The 15,514-nt window shown below is 75.7% G+C and carries 11 protein-coding genes and 1 pseudogene; 5 read left to right on the top strand and 7 right to left on the bottom strand.

Translation table 11 applies throughout. The annotated features are described in order from the left end of the window. Positions 1–596: 596 nt before the first annotated feature. A pseudogene (locus ACFRQN_RS34760) lies at positions 597–1,148 on the bottom strand (TerD family protein); the annotation flags it as partial. A 258-nt stretch (positions 1,149–1,406) separates the two neighbouring features. Between ACFRQN_RS34760 and ACFRQN_RS34755 the strand changes: the two are divergent. Next, the gene (locus ACFRQN_RS34755; RefSeq protein ID WP_380744417.1) at positions 1,407–2,666 is read left to right on the top strand and encodes a pyroglutamyl peptidase; all 1,260 of its coding nucleotides are present in this window, start codon (positions 1,407–1,409) and stop codon (positions 2,664–2,666) included. A gap of 65 nt (positions 2,667–2,731) precedes the next feature. On the opposite strand, the gene ACFRQN_RS34750 is transcribed toward ACFRQN_RS34755, so the two are convergent. Then, positions 2,732–3,232, bottom strand: a complete 501-nt coding sequence (locus tag ACFRQN_RS34750) for an inorganic diphosphatase (protein ID WP_049652137.1) — start codon at positions 3,230–3,232, stop codon at positions 2,732–2,734. A gap of 229 nt (positions 3,233–3,461) precedes the next feature. Between ACFRQN_RS34750 and ACFRQN_RS34745 the strand changes: the two genes are divergently transcribed. Continuing rightward, positions 3,462–4,538 carry a restriction endonuclease gene (locus tag ACFRQN_RS34745; protein ID WP_049652136.1) on the top strand — a complete coding sequence of 359 codons (1,077 nt, stop codon included), beginning with the start codon at positions 3,462–3,464 and terminating at the stop codon, positions 4,536–4,538. Positions 4,539–4,614: 76 nt separating this feature from the next. Here the strand turns inward: ACFRQN_RS34745 and ACFRQN_RS34740 are convergent, their stop codons facing one another. From ACFRQN_RS34740 to ACFRQN_RS34730, 3 genes are all read right to left on the bottom strand, one after another. Continuing rightward, the gene (locus tag ACFRQN_RS34740) at positions 4,615–6,510 is read right to left on the bottom strand and encodes a CocE/NonD family hydrolase (RefSeq protein ID WP_380744415.1); all 1,896 of its coding nucleotides are present in this window, start codon (positions 6,508–6,510) and stop codon (positions 4,615–4,617) included. 261 nt (positions 6,511–6,771) lie between these two features. Next, entirely contained in the window at positions 6,772–7,596 is an 825-nt protein-coding gene (locus ACFRQN_RS34735) for a Mut7-C RNAse domain-containing protein (RefSeq protein WP_082345763.1), read from the bottom strand. A 122-nt stretch (positions 7,597–7,718) separates the two neighbouring features. Next, entirely contained in the window at positions 7,719–8,996 is a 1,278-nt protein-coding gene (locus ACFRQN_RS34730; RefSeq protein WP_074005760.1) for an MFS transporter, read from the bottom strand. A 469-nt stretch (positions 8,997–9,465) separates the two neighbouring features. Between ACFRQN_RS34730 and ACFRQN_RS34725 the strand changes: the two genes are divergently transcribed. The 3 genes from ACFRQN_RS34725 to ACFRQN_RS34715 all read left to right on the top strand — a co-directional run bounded on the left by ACFRQN_RS34725 (position 9,466) and on the right by ACFRQN_RS34715 (position 13,720). Beyond that, positions 9,466–11,922 carry a molybdopterin cofactor-binding domain-containing protein gene (locus tag ACFRQN_RS34725; protein WP_380744412.1) on the top strand — a complete coding sequence of 819 codons (2,457 nt, stop codon included), beginning with the start codon at positions 9,466–9,468 and terminating at the stop codon, positions 11,920–11,922. Positions 11,923–11,957: 35 nt separating this feature from the next. After that, on the top strand, positions 11,958–12,425 hold the full coding sequence (locus ACFRQN_RS34720) for a (2Fe-2S)-binding protein (protein ID WP_049652133.1): 468 nt from the start codon (positions 11,958–11,960) through the stop codon (positions 12,423–12,425). Between the two features lie 146 nt (positions 12,426–12,571). Next, positions 12,572–13,720 carry an alpha/beta hydrolase family protein gene (locus tag ACFRQN_RS34715; RefSeq protein WP_380744410.1) on the top strand — a complete coding sequence of 383 codons (1,149 nt, stop codon included), beginning with the start codon at positions 12,572–12,574 and terminating at the stop codon, positions 13,718–13,720. A gap of 12 nt (positions 13,721–13,732) precedes the next feature. Here the strand turns inward: ACFRQN_RS34715 and ACFRQN_RS34710 are convergent, their stop codons facing one another. Together ACFRQN_RS34710 and ACFRQN_RS34705 are read right to left on the bottom strand one after the other, a co-directional pair. Continuing rightward, positions 13,733–14,329, bottom strand: a complete 597-nt coding sequence (locus ACFRQN_RS34710; RefSeq protein ID WP_380744408.1) for a TIGR03086 family metal-binding protein — start codon at positions 14,327–14,329, stop codon at positions 13,733–13,735. A 176-nt stretch (positions 14,330–14,505) separates the two neighbouring features. Then, positions 14,506–15,270, bottom strand: a complete 765-nt coding sequence (locus ACFRQN_RS34705; protein WP_380744406.1) for an SDR family NAD(P)-dependent oxidoreductase — start codon at positions 15,268–15,270, stop codon at positions 14,506–14,508. Positions 15,271–15,514: the final 244 nt, after the last annotated feature.

Here is a 15,514-nt window from a genome sequence, read left to right as displayed (position 1 = left end):
CCGCCGGGGGGCTCCCCCGGCGGCCCTCGCCGCGGCCGCGACCTGACGGTTCAGAAGACGGTTTAGAAGAAGCCGTCGTCCTCGTAGTAGTTGTTGACGACCACCTGCGGGTCGTCGTCGAAGGCCTCGTTCAGCAGCGCGCCGCCGACCAGGCCGGCCGCGCCGGCGCCGATCAGCGCGCCGGTGCCGAAGCGCCGTCCGCCCTGGGCCTGCTGGCCGGGCACCTGCGGCGGCTGGCCCTGCTGGACCGGCTGCGGGTAGCCCGCCTGCGCCGGGGTGTAGAACGGCGGGACGTTGGTCTGCACCCGCTGGGCGCAGGCCACGCAGGCCTCGATCTGGCGCGGCACGCCCCACTGCGGCGACCAGTACACCGCCGTGGTGCCGGCGCCGTGCGAGGGGTCGAAGAAACACGTCACGGGGTAACTCCCTGGTCCTTGCCGGGTCATCGGAACGGCGGGCGCGGCGGCGGGCAGTACGGCCGGCACGGGGGCCGCGACCGGCGCCGGCGGCGCGGCGGGCGGAGCCACGGGCGGGGCGGGCGGCGCGACCGGCGGCTTCACCGGGGCGGGCGGGGCGGCGGCGGGCGCCGGCTGCAGGACGTCCACCCCGAAGTCGGTGGCGATGCCCGCGAGCCCGTCGGCGTACCCCTGCCCGACCGCCCGGAACTTCCAGTCCGCGCCGTGCCGGTACAGCTCGCCGAACACCATCGCCGTCTCGCTGCCGGCCTCCGACGCCACGTCGTACCGGGCCACCTCGGTGCCGCTGTCCGGGTCGACGACCCGGATATGGGCGCCGCGGACCTGCCCGAAGGACTGCCGCCGCTGCGCCGCGTCGTAGATCGCCACCGCGAAGACGACCTTCTCCACCCCGGCGGGGACCTCCGCGAGCCGGACCTCGACCTGCTCGCGGTCGGCGCCGCCGCCGGCCCCGCCCAGGTGGCGGACCGAGCCGTCCGGGCTCCGCAGGTTGTTGAAGAAGACGAAGTGCTGGTCCGAGGCGACCTTGCCGTCCGCCCCGCAGAGCAGCGCGCTGGCGTCCAGGTCGTACCCGTCACCGGCCGTCCAGCCCAGGCCCACCCGCACCACCCGCACCCCGGGGGCCTGCTTGCCCAGGGAGACGTTGCCACCCTTCGTCAGGGCCACGCTCATGGAACTTCCTCCACCACCGTACGAGTACCGCTGTTCGACCACGACAACGCTGTAGAACTCGCGGCGGTTCCCGGTCGAACCGCCGGCTTTCCATCCGGGCCGAAACGCCGTCCCACCAGCGGCGGAACGCCGCCCGAGGGGCTCGCGGCAGCGCCTCCCGGTGCCGGGCGGGCCGGTCCGGCGGCCCTTGGACCGGCGTACGGCGCGCCGGGTCGGCACTCTGGCGGGCCGTCAGGTCCGGACCTATTGTCAGCGCACATGACATGTCTACGCCGCACCGCCGGACTGGCCGCCGCGCTCGCCGGAACCCTCGTCGCCCTGCTGGCCCCGGCCGCCGCCCAGGCCGCCCCGGCCGGCTGCCGCACCTCCGCCACGGTGCCGCTGGACGCCGAGCAGGCCCGCCTCCAGGACGCCCGCACGGCCGGCTTCACCGAGCGCTCCGGCCTGGGCGAGCTGCTCGGGGGCTTCCCCTCCGCGCTGTGCGCCGCCCGCGACGCCCGGCAGGCCGAGCGGGTGGCCGACACCTGGGGCCGGACGCTCTGGCAGGCGGGCGTGGACCGCGCCCAGGGCCGGCGGCCGAGCGGCGAACTGCCCGCCCGGGACGACCGCCCGCTGTACTGGACCAGGCTCGCCATGACCGTCCAGCTCGCCCGCTGGCAGCCCCGGTTCGACGTCGACCACGCCGCGCTGCGGGCCCGTTTCGAGGACGCCTCGCGCGGCCTGGACGACGGTTTCAGCGCCGCCCCCGGCGTCCGGCGGATCTTCGTCAGCGGCTTCGACCCGTTCGGCCTGGACGCCGAGGCGCGCCGCGCCAACCCCTCCGGGTCCGCCGTCCTGCAACTGCACGGGCAGCGGATCACCCTCGCCGACGGCAGCACCGCCGAGGTCCGGGCGGTCGTCCTGCCGGTGCGCTACGGGGACTTCGACAAGGGCATCGTGGAGCGCGCCTTCACCCCGCACCTGCGGCCGGGCCGGCAGTCCGCCGACCTGATCACCAGCATCAGCCAGGGCTACCCGGGCAAGTTCACCCTGGAGGAGTGGGCCGGGCGCGCCCGCTCCGCCGACCCGGCCACCGACAACGTGGCCGCGCTCTCCGGCGGCACCTCCCAGCACCCGGTGGACGCCCCGGGGCTGGCCCCCGGGCCGCAGTTCGTCCGCACCACCCTGCCGACCGACGCCATGCGGGCCGTCCAGCAGCCCTTCCCGGTGCTGCTCGACACCTTCGTCACCGAGATCCCGGCGGGCGCCACCGGGCCGGTCTTCCGGCCGGACGGCCCCACCCCCGGCTCCCGCGCGGTCTCCGGTGGAGGCGGCGGGTACCTCTCCAACGAGGTCGCCTACCGCTCCAACCGGCTGCGCCTGTTCCTCGCCCCGGACCTCCCCGGCGGCCATCTGCACACCCCGGTCCTGAACGGCCTGCCGGCCGACCCGGACCGGCTCACCGCACCGGAGTTCGAGCAGAACGAGGCCGCGATCGGCGACGAGGTCCGCGCGATCCTGAGCGCCGCCAGGCTCTGACGGACCGTCCGGGCACGCCCCGGGGACGGTCCGCGGACGGTCCGGGGCGGCCCGGGGGGCGCCCGCTACGCCGGGTCGGCGAAGCGGGTGCCCGCCGCGCGGGCCCGCGACTCGGCGATCTCCGCGTAGGCGGCGTCGCGGCCCGCCCAGTGCGAGCCCTCGACGGACTTGCCGCGCTCCAGGTCCTTGTACACCTGGAAGAAGTGGGTGATCTCCAGCAGGTCGAACTCGCGCAGGTCGCCGATGTCCCGCAGGTCGGCGTAGCGCGGGTCGTGGGCCGGGACGCAGAGCACCTTCTGGTCCGGGCCGCGTTCGTCGCGCATCACCCACACGCCCACCGCCCGGCAGGTGAGCACGCAGCCGGGGACGGCCGGCTCGCCGCCGAGCACCAGGGCGTCCAGCGGCTCGCCGTCGCCGCCGAGGGTGCCCTCGACGTAGCCGTAGTCGGCGGGGTAGGCGGTGGCCGTGAAGAGGGTGCGGTCCAGCCGGATCCGGCCCGCCACGAAGTCCATCACGTACTTGTTCCGCGACCCCTGCGGGGTCTCGATCATGACCTCGAACTCCACCGCTGGCCTCCTCCTCGGCTCCTGGGGGGATTGTCCGCCGTCCGGACGGCCACCGGAAGCACCCCCGCCGTCGAGCCGCCCCCGCGCCGCCCGAGGCCCGTGCGCACGCCGGTGCCCGTGCGCCAGGTCTCGATTGTGCGGCGGAAGTGACGGCCCGACAATTCTTCGTCCACGATTCCTCTACGGTGACGCCTGCAACAGCCGTCACCATGCAAGAGGGGGCACGCCCATGTCCCGGAGCCGGAAGCTCCACCGCCTCAGCAACCCCGACGCCGACGAACGCCGCGCCCAGCGCGCGCTCTTCCGTCACCTCCGCGACGACACCAACGCCAACCGCGGCCGGATGGCCAGGCGCGTCCGCGAACTCCAGCTCCTGCTGGCGATGGACCCGGTCGAGTTCGAAGGCCTCATCGCCCGGCTGATGGAGGCGATGGGCATGAAGGTCGAGCTCACCGCCCGGTCCCGGGACGGCGGGGTGGACGTCCGCGGCATCGACCCCGACCCGTTCCGCGGCGGCAACGTCATCGTGCAGGTGAAGCGGTACCGGGACACGGTGGCGCCCACCGCGGTGCGGGACCTGTACGGGACGCTGCGGCACGACCAGGCCGCGACCAAGGCCGTCCTGGTCACCACCAGCAGGTTCGGCCCCAGCTCGCACCAGTTCGTCGCGGGCAAGCCGATCACCCTGCTGAACGGCTCCGAGCTGGTCGGTCTGCTCAAGCACCACGGCTTCCACGAGGTCTTCGCGGCCGTCCAGGACGAGGCCTCCGCCGAGGCCGGCGCCCTGGACGGACTGCCCGCGATCGAGGTGGCCGCCGAGCCCTCCCGGCTGCTCCTGCACTGGACCGGGGAGGAGGAGTACGACATCGCCGCCCTGGTCTGCCGGGGCAACGTGGCGCTCTCCGACGACCACCTGGTGTTCTACAACAACGGCTCCACGCCGGACGGTTCGGTGCGGCTGGTGACCGGCTACGGCGACGCGAACGCCTGCCTGATGGTCGACTTCGACGCGCTGCCCGCCGACGTCGACCGGCTGGTGGTCATCGCCGCCGCCGACACCGAGAACCACCCCGGGGCCACCATGGGCGGGTTCGCCGGGCCCGCGCTGATCCTGGAGGCCGGCGCCGGACAGGACGCGGCCGTGGTGCACCTGGCGGACGGCGCGGAGACCAACACCGCGATGCGGCTCGGCCGGTTCGACCGCGAGCCCTCCGGGGACTGGGAGTTCACCCCGGCGCTCGCCGGGTACCCGGGCGGGCTGCGGCAGGCCGTGACCGCGTACGGCCTGGAGGTCGTGGACGCGTGACCCGGCGCGGCACGACGTGAGGTGACGTGCCGACGCGGGGCGCCCGGCCGAGACCGGGTGCCCCGCGTCGCACCCCTCAGCGCACGACGGGCAGCTCCAGCGCCGAGCCGCGGTCGCCGCCCCAGCCGATCCGGTAGCCCGCCTTCCCGTCGGCCGGGAGCAGCTGGAAGGAGTCGGGGTTGGCGGCCGCGACGGTCAGCCGGATCCGCTCACCGGCCCGGAACAGCACCGAGACCGGCTGGAGGTCGATGGTGACGCGCTGCGCGCGGCCCTGCGGGAAGTCCTCGGCGTCCTCGGCCGCGTAGCTGCGCGGCGTGCGCAGCCGGCGCCAGTCGGGATTGTCCGATCGGTCAGCCACCGCCCGGTCGGCCAGCGAGAGTTGACCCTCCGTCAGATAGGTGACCCGGCCGTCCGGCGCGACGTCCTCCAGGTAGACGTGCAGGGCGCCGCGGGCCGAGCCCGCCAGGCCGGTGACGTCGAGGGTGACCTTGCCGTTGCCGGTGACCCGGGTGTCGGCGCCCAGCGGTGCGGTGGTGTAGCCGAGCAGCTTGGCGTCGACGGCGGCGCGGTCGGGGTAACTGACCTCGTCGCCGCTGAGGTTGGTGTTCCAGCGGTCCAGCGGGCCGGTGCCCGCGGTCGGGTCGAGGAGCAGCTGGTCGGAGCCGCCGCGGCGGTCGTCCGCCCCGTCGACGGACGAAGGGCCCGTGGGCGGGTGGTCGGTGAGCGAGCGGCCCGCGCCGAGGTCGAACCGCCGGGTGCGGGTGCCGGGCACCGGCCAGCGGGTGGTGGTGCGCCAGACGCCCTCGTTGAAGGTGTAGTAGTGCACCCGCCGGGTGCCGTCGGGGCGGGCGTCGCCGCGGACGTAGCGGTCGAAGAAGTCGAGCACCCGCTGGTCGTTCTCCTGGTGCTCCTGCCCGGTGAGCGGGCGGGCGGGCTGGAACGGGTCGGCGAACCAGCCGGCGCCGTGGTTCCACGGGCCGATCCAGTCGTCCTGGGTGTTGGACAGGCCGGTGAACTGGGAGAGCACCCCGTTGGCGGTGCCCGCGTCGAGCCAGCCGGCCCTGGTCAGGACCGGCACCCCGCCGGCCTCGACGGCGTCGGTCCGCTCGCCGACGCTGCCGACCGTCCAGCTCTTCGGCCCGTCCCGGTAGTCGCGGTGGACGCCGGAGTGCGCCATCTCGACCAGGTTGGCGTTGTTCGCGTGCTCGGCGCGCGCGGCGGCGAGCAGGGCGGGGCCGTCCGGCCCGTCGACCGGCCGGGGCTGGAGGCCGGTGAGGCCGATGCGCGCGCAGAGCTGCCGGGTGTCCTCGTCCGTCTCGCAGGTGGTGCCGCCGGCCTGGTCGAGGATGCGCAGCAGCAGCGCGTACGGGGCGACCCGGGGTTCGATGAGCAGGCCGCCGGGGCGCACCAGGTCCTCGTAGGGGTCAAAGTCGTAGGAGATCGGGGCGGCGGCGGTGATGTGGTGGTTGCCGAGGGAGGTGGCGAGCATCGCGGTGTCGCCGCCGTAGGAGATGCCGGTGGTGCCGATCCGGCCGTTGGACCAGGGCTGGGCGGCGATCCAGTCGCTGAGCGGGCCGCTGTCGGCGGTCACGTCGGCGCCGAGTTCGGAGGTGAGGGTGCCGAAGGAGGCGCCGGTGCCGCGCAGGTCGGCGACCACGTAGGCGTAGCCGCGGGCGGTCCACCGCTCGGCCTCGCCACTGGTGCCGCCGGGTTGGCCGGCCTTGACCCTGGCCCGCCAGTAGCGCTGGGTGACCAGGACGGTGGGCAGGTCGGCGCCGGCCCGGGTGCCCTCGGGCAGGTAGACGTCGACGGCGAGGCGGACCCCGTCCGGCATGGTCACGTAGCGCGACCGCAGATGCGGCTCGGCCAGCCCGGACGGCCCGGCGGCGGCCGCCGGGGCGACCGAGAGCCCGAGCACGGCCGCGGCGGCGACCAGCGCCGCCAGCGGGCGGCGCAGCACTCCCCGCCTCATCGGACGGTCGCCTTCCGGGGGCCTTCCTCCGGGCGTGCCCCGCCGTCGGTCCCGGATACCTTGAGCAGCGGCGGTGGGTACCCCCCGGCCCCGTCCGGGGCGGTCAGCACCGCGGCAACCCCCGTGTCCGTGGTGCGGAAGGGCTGTTGCCCTGGCTGAGTACTCATACGACGACCTGGCCTCTCTCCTGCGAGCGAGTAGCGTGGTCTCGTCCCCCACCGCCGATGGGACCACGGGCGCCGGGCCGTCCGCCAGAGCGCGCTACCCTGAGACGACCCCGATCCGGCCCTGGCCTTCCCCGGACCCGTGGACCTCCCCGAACTCCCCGACCGGCCCGGGCTCCTGGCCCGGTCCGCCCGCCCGGCCTGGCCCGAAGTCGCGCACCGCCTCGGCGACGATCGCCTCCAGCCGGGCGTGGTGGGCGCCGCGCCAGTAGGCCTGGCCGCAGTCCTCGCACTGGGCGAAGGCGTCGTACGAGCGCTCGGTGCCGTCCCGCAGCTGCTCGCGCACCGAGGTCTTGGTGGCCGGGTGCAGCCTGCCGTTGCAGGCGGTGCAGCGGCTCCACGGGGCGAGCGGCGGCGCGAAGCGGGAGAGCACGTCGCGCAGTTGCTCGGCGGGGCGGTGGCTGTAGACGTAGGCGCCGGCCCACAGTTCGCGGCGGCGCAGCAGGCCGCGGTCGCGGGAGAGCATGATCCGCTGCTCGGCGGCCGAGCGGGCGGCCAGGGCGGCGTCGCCGATGTCGGGGTTCTCGTACGCGGCGTCCACGCCGAGCAGGCGCAGCCGGCGGGCGAGGGTGCCGAGGTGGACGTCCAGCAGGAAGCGCGCCGGGACGGGCGAGGGCTGCGGCCTGGCCACGGCCCGGACGGTGATCTCCTCGCCGTCGGCCGGGACGTGGCTGTCGGGCACCGCCCGGCCGTCCACCAGCAGGGCGCCGACCTCGGTGAGCGGCACCCCCAGGGACTCGACGACGTGGCCGAGGGTGGAGGCGCCGTCGGTGCGCAGCGCGGTACGGCCGGCCCGCCGGGGCGCGGAGACGAAGAGGTGCAGCTCGGGGGCGAAGTCGAGCTGGATCTGGGGTCGGTCCACGCGGCCAGCATGCCAGCGGGCGGCGGCCCGGGGCCACCGGGTTTCCGGTCCGGTCCGGTCCGGTCCGGTCCGGTCCCGTCGGACGCTCCCCGGGCCGCCTTGGGGGTTCCCGTCCGGTACGGTCAGGCCCCCGGCGCCGCTCCCGCCACCACCGGCGGCGCCGGCGGTGACACCGCGTGACCGCGGTCCCGGGCCGCCCAGCGGGCGACCGGCCCCATCGCGTACCCCGCCGCGAGGAACACCCCGCCCAGGACCAGCCAGCCGGCCAGGCCCCCCTCCAGCAGCAGCGCGGTGAGCAGCAGCGGTCCGAGGGTGCGGGCGACGGCGACGCCGGTGCCGAAGAAGCCCTGGTACTGGCCGATCCGCCCGGGCGGGGCGAGGTCGAAGGCGATCTGCCAGCTGCCGGCCGACTGCCGCATCTCCCCGGCCACCTGCAGGACGGAGGCGGCGACCAGCAGCGCGCCGACCGCCCAGACCGGCACGTCCAGCGCGGACAGCCCGAACACGGCGCAGGAGCCGAGCAGCAGCAGCCCGGCGGAGCGGACCGCCCGGGCGGCCGGTTCCAGTCCGGTGATGCCGCGGGCCGCCCGGACCTGGAAGGCCAGCACCGCGAGGGTGTTGAGCACGAACAGCGCCGAGCCGAGCCAGCCGATCCCGGGGGCACGCGCGGCGATCCAGAGCGGGATGATCAGGCTGAGCAGCGGCATCCGCAGCAGCAGGACGGCGTTGACCGCGGTGACGGCGGCGTACCGGCGGTCGCGCAGCACGGCCAGGCGCGGCCCGGCGTCCGACGGCCCGGTCGCGGGCGGGGCTTCGGGCAGCCGCCGCAGGACCAGCGCGCCGATCAGGAAGCCGAGCGCGGTGACGGCGAAGGCGGCCAGGTAGGCGGCGCGGGTGCCGACGCTGAGCGCGATGCCGCCGATCGCCGCGCCGACGGCCAGTCCGCCGTTGAGGGTCGACTGGATGTGGGCGAGCAGCGCGGTCCGCTGCGCGGGCGGCACCAGGGCGGCGACCAGCGCCTGCCGGGCGGCGGTCAGGCCGGACTGCGCGGTGGCGTAGAGGCAGACCGCGAGCAGGAACAGCGGGTAGGAGCGGATCACCAGGAAGGCGGCGACCACGGCCGCCGTGCCGAGCGCGAGCGCCATCGAGGTGCGGCGCGGGCCCCGCTGGTCGGCGAGGTGTCCGAGCGGGACGCCGGCGAGGGAGCCGAGCGCCCAGGCGAGGGTGAGGCCGAGCCCGAGGGCGGTCGGGGACATCCCGACCACCCGGGTGAAGTAGAGGGCGGAGCAGGTGTAGTACGCGCCGTCGCCCACGGCGGCGGCCAACTGGGCGGCCGCGAGGGTCCGCTGGGGCCCGGCGGGCGGCAGGGCGCCCCAACGGGCGGTTCGGTCGGACGGCATGCCCCTCCTTCACTCGTTCGCGGGCGCCACCGGCCGGAGGCGTCCGGGCGGTCGCCCGCGCGCGCCCCCAGGGCCGTCAACGCCCCGCGGCCGTAAACGCCTCACGGACCGTCACCCTTGTTCGCGGCCCCCGGACGGGCGGCGCGCGGAGTCGGTCCTCGCAACCGCCGGTTCGGGTGCGCCCCCAGCCTACGGAAGAACCGGCCCAGTGGAACGGTCCAGTGATCAAGGAATTTCCTGGGCCAATTCCCCCTGCCGCCGCACCGTCGACCGACCCCTGAACCCGCGTGCGAGGGGCGCCAGTTGGCGCCTCCGAGCCCGTCCCGGCGGCCCTGCTCCGGCCCCGCCCGCACCTCCGAAGCGCCGTCCGTACCCGCTCCGACTCCGCTCCCGCCGACCGTCGCACAACCGTGATCGGGCCGACCAAGGGCCAACTTTGACCGTGTTGACCCGTCAGTAGCCTCCTTTTATGCTCAACGGCGTTCGCGATCCGGCACCGGCCCGGGGCCGCCCCGCCCGCCCGTTCCGTCGCCGTCTCCGGCCCGAAGGGTGTCCTCCCATCAGCACCTCCCTCGCCCCCTCGGACTCCAACGGCCGACCGCGCGACGCCGGGCACCCGCACGGTACGGCTGCTGCCACGGACGCCCCGGGCACCGCCGGCGCTCCGGCCGACCCGGACGCCCCGGGCCCGGAGGGCACCCGCCGCCGGCGCTTCCTCACCTACCTGCTGGCCGCGCCCACCCTCACCGTCGGCGCCCGCCTCGGCGCCGACGCCGTCGCACCCGCCACCGCACAGGCCGCCCCGCGCCCCGTCCCGTCCCCCGCCACGGCCGCCGTGCCGGTCCGCGAGACCGCCCTCCCCCAGCAGCTGATCGGCCTGCCCGGCATCCCGGACATCGTCGACCTCGGCGACGCGATGATCATCGCCGGGCTGCCGACCGCCCACCTGCTGGTCCTCGAAGTCACCCCCGCCGGACGCGCCGTGCTGCACCTGCCCCGGCTGGAGGTCGGCCAGGGCCTCACCACCGCGATCGCCGTCATCGTCGCCGAGGAGCTCGACGCCCGGCTCTCCGACGTCGACGTCCCGCTCTCCGACGCCCGCCCCGAACTGCTCTTCAACCAGCTGACCGGCGGCTCCAACTCGATCCGCTCGCTGTACGACCCGGTGCGCGCCGCGGCCGCCGCCGCCCGGGCCCGGCTGGTGACCGCCGCCGCCAGGCGCTGGAACGTTCCCGCGCCCACCCTGCGCACCGCCGACTCCGCCGTCCTCGCCCCCGACGGCCGCCGGCTCGGCTACGGCGACCTCGCCGCCGAGGCGGCCACCGTCGCCGCACCCGCCGTCCCAGCCCTCCCCAAGACCCCGGACCAGCTGCGCCTGGTCGGCCGGCCGACCGGCCGGATCGACGCCCGCGACATCGTCACCGGCCGTGCCAAGTACGCCGGGGACCTCGACGTCCCGGGCGCCGTGCCCACCGTGGTCGCCCGCCCGACCACCGTCAACGGCACCCTCAAGTCCCTGGACGCCTCCGCCGCCCGCGCCATGCCCGGAGTCCTCGGGGTGGTGCAGATCCCGACCGGCGTCGCCGTCCTCGCCGAGACCTTCGACCAGGCGCTCAAGGCCCGCGACGCACTGCGCACCACCTGGAACCCGGGGCCGGTCGCCGGCCTGTCCGACGCCGACGTACGGTCCCGGCTGCGCGCCGCCCACCTGCCGTCCCTCCCGCCGCCGCTGCTCTCCCACCGGGTGGAGGGCGAGTTCGACTTCGCCTTCGTCAACCACGCCCCGATGGAGGTGCTCACCGCCGTCGCCGACGTCCGGCCGAACCGGGCCGAGCTGTGGTTCGCCGCGCAGAGCCCGATCCTCGCCCAGGGCACCATCGCCGCCGAACTCGGCCTGCCGACGAACGCCGTCACCGTCCACGTGGTGCGCGGCGGCGGCTCGTTCGGCCGCCGGCTGTTCTTCGACGCCGCCCTGGAGGCCGCCCAGGTCTCCAAGGCCGCCGGCCGCCCGGTCAAGCTGATGTGGACCCGCAACGACGACATGCGCCACGGCCGGATGCGCCCGGCCAGCCACCACATCGTCCGGGCCACCTACGGCCTCGGCCAGGTGTTCAGCTGGGAGCACCACGTGGCCGGCGTCCGCACCGACCTCGGACACGGCCTCGGCGACATGTTCACCGCCGCCGGCTACAAGCTCCCACTGGCCGGGCTCACCGGCGCCGAGCTGTTCTTCCTGCTCACCGAGAAGATCCCGTACGACGTCGGGGTGACCAACCAGCTGCTCGCCGAGGTGCCGCTGGAACTGCACACCGGCAGCTGGCGCTCCGTCTACTCCGGCACCGTCCGGGTCTCCGACGAGATCATGATGGACGAACTCGCCCGCCGGATGGGCCAGGACGAACTGGCCTTCCGCCGCGACCGGATGCGCAGCGCCACCGGGCGGGCGGTGCTGGACGAGCTCGCCAAGCGGGGCGGCTGGGGCCGCCCGATGCCCCCCGGCCAGGCCCAGGGCATCGGCTACCACGACGAGCACAGCGCCTGCGTCGCCTACCTCGTCGAGCTGGACGCCACCGACCGCGCCAACCCCCGGGTCACCAAGGCCGTCGTCGTCGCCGACGTCGGCCGGGTGATCAACCCCACCGGCCTGGAAGCCCAGCTCACCGGCGCGCTGGTCGACGGCATCTCGGTGATCCTCCAGGCCGGCAACCACCTGGACAACGGCGCCTTCCGGGAAGGCAGTTACGGCGACTTCCACTACGCCCGGCAGCGGCACACCCCGCCGGTGGTCGAGATCCACCTGATGCCGCCGAGCGGACCGCCCGGCGGCGCGGGCGAGCTGGGCGTCCCGGCCGCCTCCGCCGCCGTCGCCAACGCCTACGCCCGCGCGACCGGCACCAGCCCGCGCTCCTTCCCGATCAACTTCTGACCACCAGCCGAGCCAGCCGAGGAACCGCGACCCCCATGCCCAGCCACACCTTCGTCCTCAACGGGCAGCCCGTGACCGTCGAGGCCCCGGACGACATGCCCCTGCTCTGGGTGCTGCGCGACAAGCTCGGCGTCACCGGCCCCAAGTACGGCTGCGGGGTGGGCGTCTGCCGCGCCTGCACCAGCCACCTGGACGGCCAGGAGTTCCAGCCCTGCACCCGTTCCGTCAAGGACTGCGCGGGCCACACCGTCACCACCATCGAGGGCCTGGCCGACGGCGAGGTCCTCCACCCCGTCCAGGAGGCCTGGCTCGCCTGCGACGTCGCCCAGTGCGGCTTCTGCCAGCCGGGCCAGATCATGACCGCCGTCGCCCTGCTGCGCCGCACCCCGAACCCGACGGACGCGGACATCGACCAGATCCAGAACATCTGCCGCTGCGGCACGTACCCGCGCATCCGCGAGGCGATCAAGCAGGCCGCCACCCGGCAGGGCGCCAAGCCCTGAACCCTGGGCCCAGGTTCGGGTTCGGGTTCGGGTTCGGTCCCGCCGCCGACTTGCCGTCGGTCCTCCGCCCGCTCCGAACCCTGGCGTCACCGGTCCAGACCACCTAGGCTGACCGGGCCCCGTCGCCGAGCCGGCAAGGATGACGCATGATCAGGCGCCGTTCACTGCTCGCCCTCACGGGCCTGGGCGGGACCACCGCCCTGCTGCCCGCCGGGCCCGCCCTCGCCGCCCCGACCGCCCCGCCGCGCACCATCGACCTCCCCGCGCCCACCGTCGGCCGGCCGGTCGGCACCACCAGCCTGCACCTGGTCGACCACGACCGGCTCGACCCCTTCGCGCCCACGCCCGGCCCGCGCGAGCTGATGGTCCAGCTCTGGTACCCGGCGCGCGGCACCGCCGGCCGGCCCCGCGCGCCCTACACCACCCCCCGGGTCGCGGCCGTGATCGAACAGGCCCTGCCGCTGGACCCAGGCACCCTCGGCCTGGTCCGCCCCACCGCCCGCGCCGGCGCGCCCGCCCACCCCGGCCCGCTCCCCCTGCTGCTGCTCGGCCACGGCCGTAAGGGCGGGCGCAGCAACTGCACCGCGCTGGCCGAGGAGTTGGCCGCGCACGGCTACCTCGTCGCGGCTCTCGACCACACCTACGACGCCGCCGCCGTCGAGTTCCCGGACGGCCGGCTGGTGCGCAGCGTCCTGTCGGAGGAGCCACCGGACTGGGACGCCGCCGAGCGCGAGGAGATCGCCGCGCGGGTCGGCGACCTGCGCTTCGTGACCGGCCAACTGACCAGCGGCCGACTGCCGTTCCGGGTCGACGAGGAACGGATCGGCGTGCTCGGCCACTCCATGGGCGGAGCCGCGGCCGCCGAGGCGCTGCGCCAGGACCCGCGCTTCCGGATCGGCCTCGACCTGGACGGCGGCCTGTTCGGCTCCCCCGTCCCGGAGCTCGGGCTGGACCGGCCGTTCCTGCTGCTCACCTCGCTCGACGACCACGACACCTGGCGGCGCTGGCGCGAGCACCACCACGCCTGGGGCCGCCAACTGCGCACCCTGGGCGCGGGCCACTTCAGCTTCACCGACCTGCCGCACGCCGCCGTCCCCGGCAACCTCCCGGGCCACCTGCCCCCCGAGCTCTACGCCGCCCTGCTCGGCACCATCGCCCCCGCCCGCGCCACCGCACTCACCCGCACCTACGTCCGGGCCTTCGTCGACCACTTCCTCCGCGACCGCCCCGCCCCGCTCCTCGACGCCCCGTCCCCGCGCCACCCGGAGATCGAGTTCCGCTGGAGCCGCCGGTAGGCGCCGACCCCGTCAGGTGGCCGCCGGGTCGCGGCCGAAGAAGGCCGCGAGCCGGTCGTACGCCGGGGCGTCCTCGGGGACGTCGACGGCGGGCCCGAAGGCGTGCTGCTCCTCCTCGGCGCCCCGGTACTCGGGTTTGAGCGCGCCGGCCGCCCAGGCGAGCGCGGCGAGCGCGACCTCGTGGTCCAGGCCCTCGGTGGACTGGCCGGTGGCATGGGCCAAGTCCCAGCCGTGGACGGCGAATTCGGTGGTCTGCTGGTCCACCGGGAAGCGGGCCGGGAGGGTGCCGACGCCGGGGACCTCCAGGGTGCCGCCGAGGTCGCCGGCCGCGCGCCAGGCGTCGACCAGCTCCTCCGCCCCGGCCTCGAAGGCGTGCAGCCAGTCCTCCTCGACCCGTTCGAAGGGCTGCGACCAGTCCGGCTGCCCGCCCTTCGCCCGGACGGTGAACTGCCGCAGGTCGTGCAGGAGGTGGCTGACCAGGTCCCCGACGTCCCAGGAGCGGCAGGGCGTCGGGTGGCCGGCCAGCTCGACGCCGGTGCCGTCGATCAGCCCGGCGGTCTGCGCGAGCGCCCGGGCGAGCAGCCCGATCGGATCTTCCGCTGCGGTCATGGCACACCTCTCGGTACGGGTCCCGGTCCGGGAGCACGGGTCGTGCCGGGCGATCGTAAGCGCGTGCGCCGACAACCGCCCGGCGCGACACCGGGCCCGCCGCCGCCCGGGGCGCGCCCCGCGGATCCCTGCCGGGCCTGCGGGACACGCCCCGGGGGCCTGCCGTCGAACCCGCGTCAGGCGGCGAAGCCGCCGTCCACCGCCAGCTCGGCGCCGGTGACGTACCGGCCGCCCTCGCCGACCAGGTAGGAGACCGCGGCGGCGACCTCCGCGCCGGTGCCGAAGCGGCCGAGCGCGGTGAGCTCGCGCTGGCCCTCCGCCGCGGGGCCGCCGGCCGGGTTCATGTCGGTGTCGATCGGCCCGGGGTGGACCAGGTTGGCGGTGATCCCGCGCGGCCCGAGCTCCCGGGCCAGCGCCTTGGTCAGGCCGATCAGCGCGGCCTTGCTGGTCCCGTACAGCGTGGCGCCGGGGAAGGCGACGCGCTGGGCTATGCAGCTGCCGAGGTTGACGATCCGCCCGCCCTCGGTCAGGTGCGCGGAGGCCGCCCGGGCGTACAGGAAGGGTGCCCGGACGTTCACCTCCAGGACCCGGTCGACGTCCTCCAGCGTGAGGTCGCCGATCGGGCCGAGGACGCCGACGCCCGCGTTGTTCACCAGGACGTCCAGCCTCCCGAACCGCTCGACGACGGCCTCGACCACGCCCCGCACCGCCTCCGGGTCGGCGCTGTCCGCCCGTACGGCCCAGCCGGTCCGCCCCATCGCGGTGATCTTCGCGGCGACCTCCTCGGCCCGCTCCGCGCCGCCCTGGTAGGTCAGCACCACGTGGGCGCCGTCCTCGGCGAGCCGCAGGGCGACCGCCGCCCCGATCCCCCGGCTGCCGCCGGTCACCAGGGCCACCTTGCCGTCGAGGCTGTCGAGCACTCCCGCACCGTTCATCGTCATATCTCCAGAACTCCTCGTTCCGATCTCGGACATGACTCGATCCTGGCCCGGAGCCCTTCAAACCTCCGGCGGTATTCGGACGTTGCGTTCAACGTTCAACCAAGTCGCGACGTGCTCCCGTGCCCCGGCGTGTGCGCCGACCACCTGTGGTGCGGTCCGACCGCCGGCCGCCCGGCCCGGGACCCCCGGGAGCGGACCGCGAACGCGCCGGGACCGGCCGAGCGGCCGCCCTGATGGGGGCGGC

It is taken from the genome of Kitasatospora sp. NPDC056800 (genome assembly GCF_042789775.1).
Classification (GTDB): Bacteria; Actinomycetota; Actinomycetes; order Streptomycetales; family Streptomycetaceae; genus Kitasatospora.
This window is presented reverse-complemented; position numbering and strand designations above follow the sequence as displayed.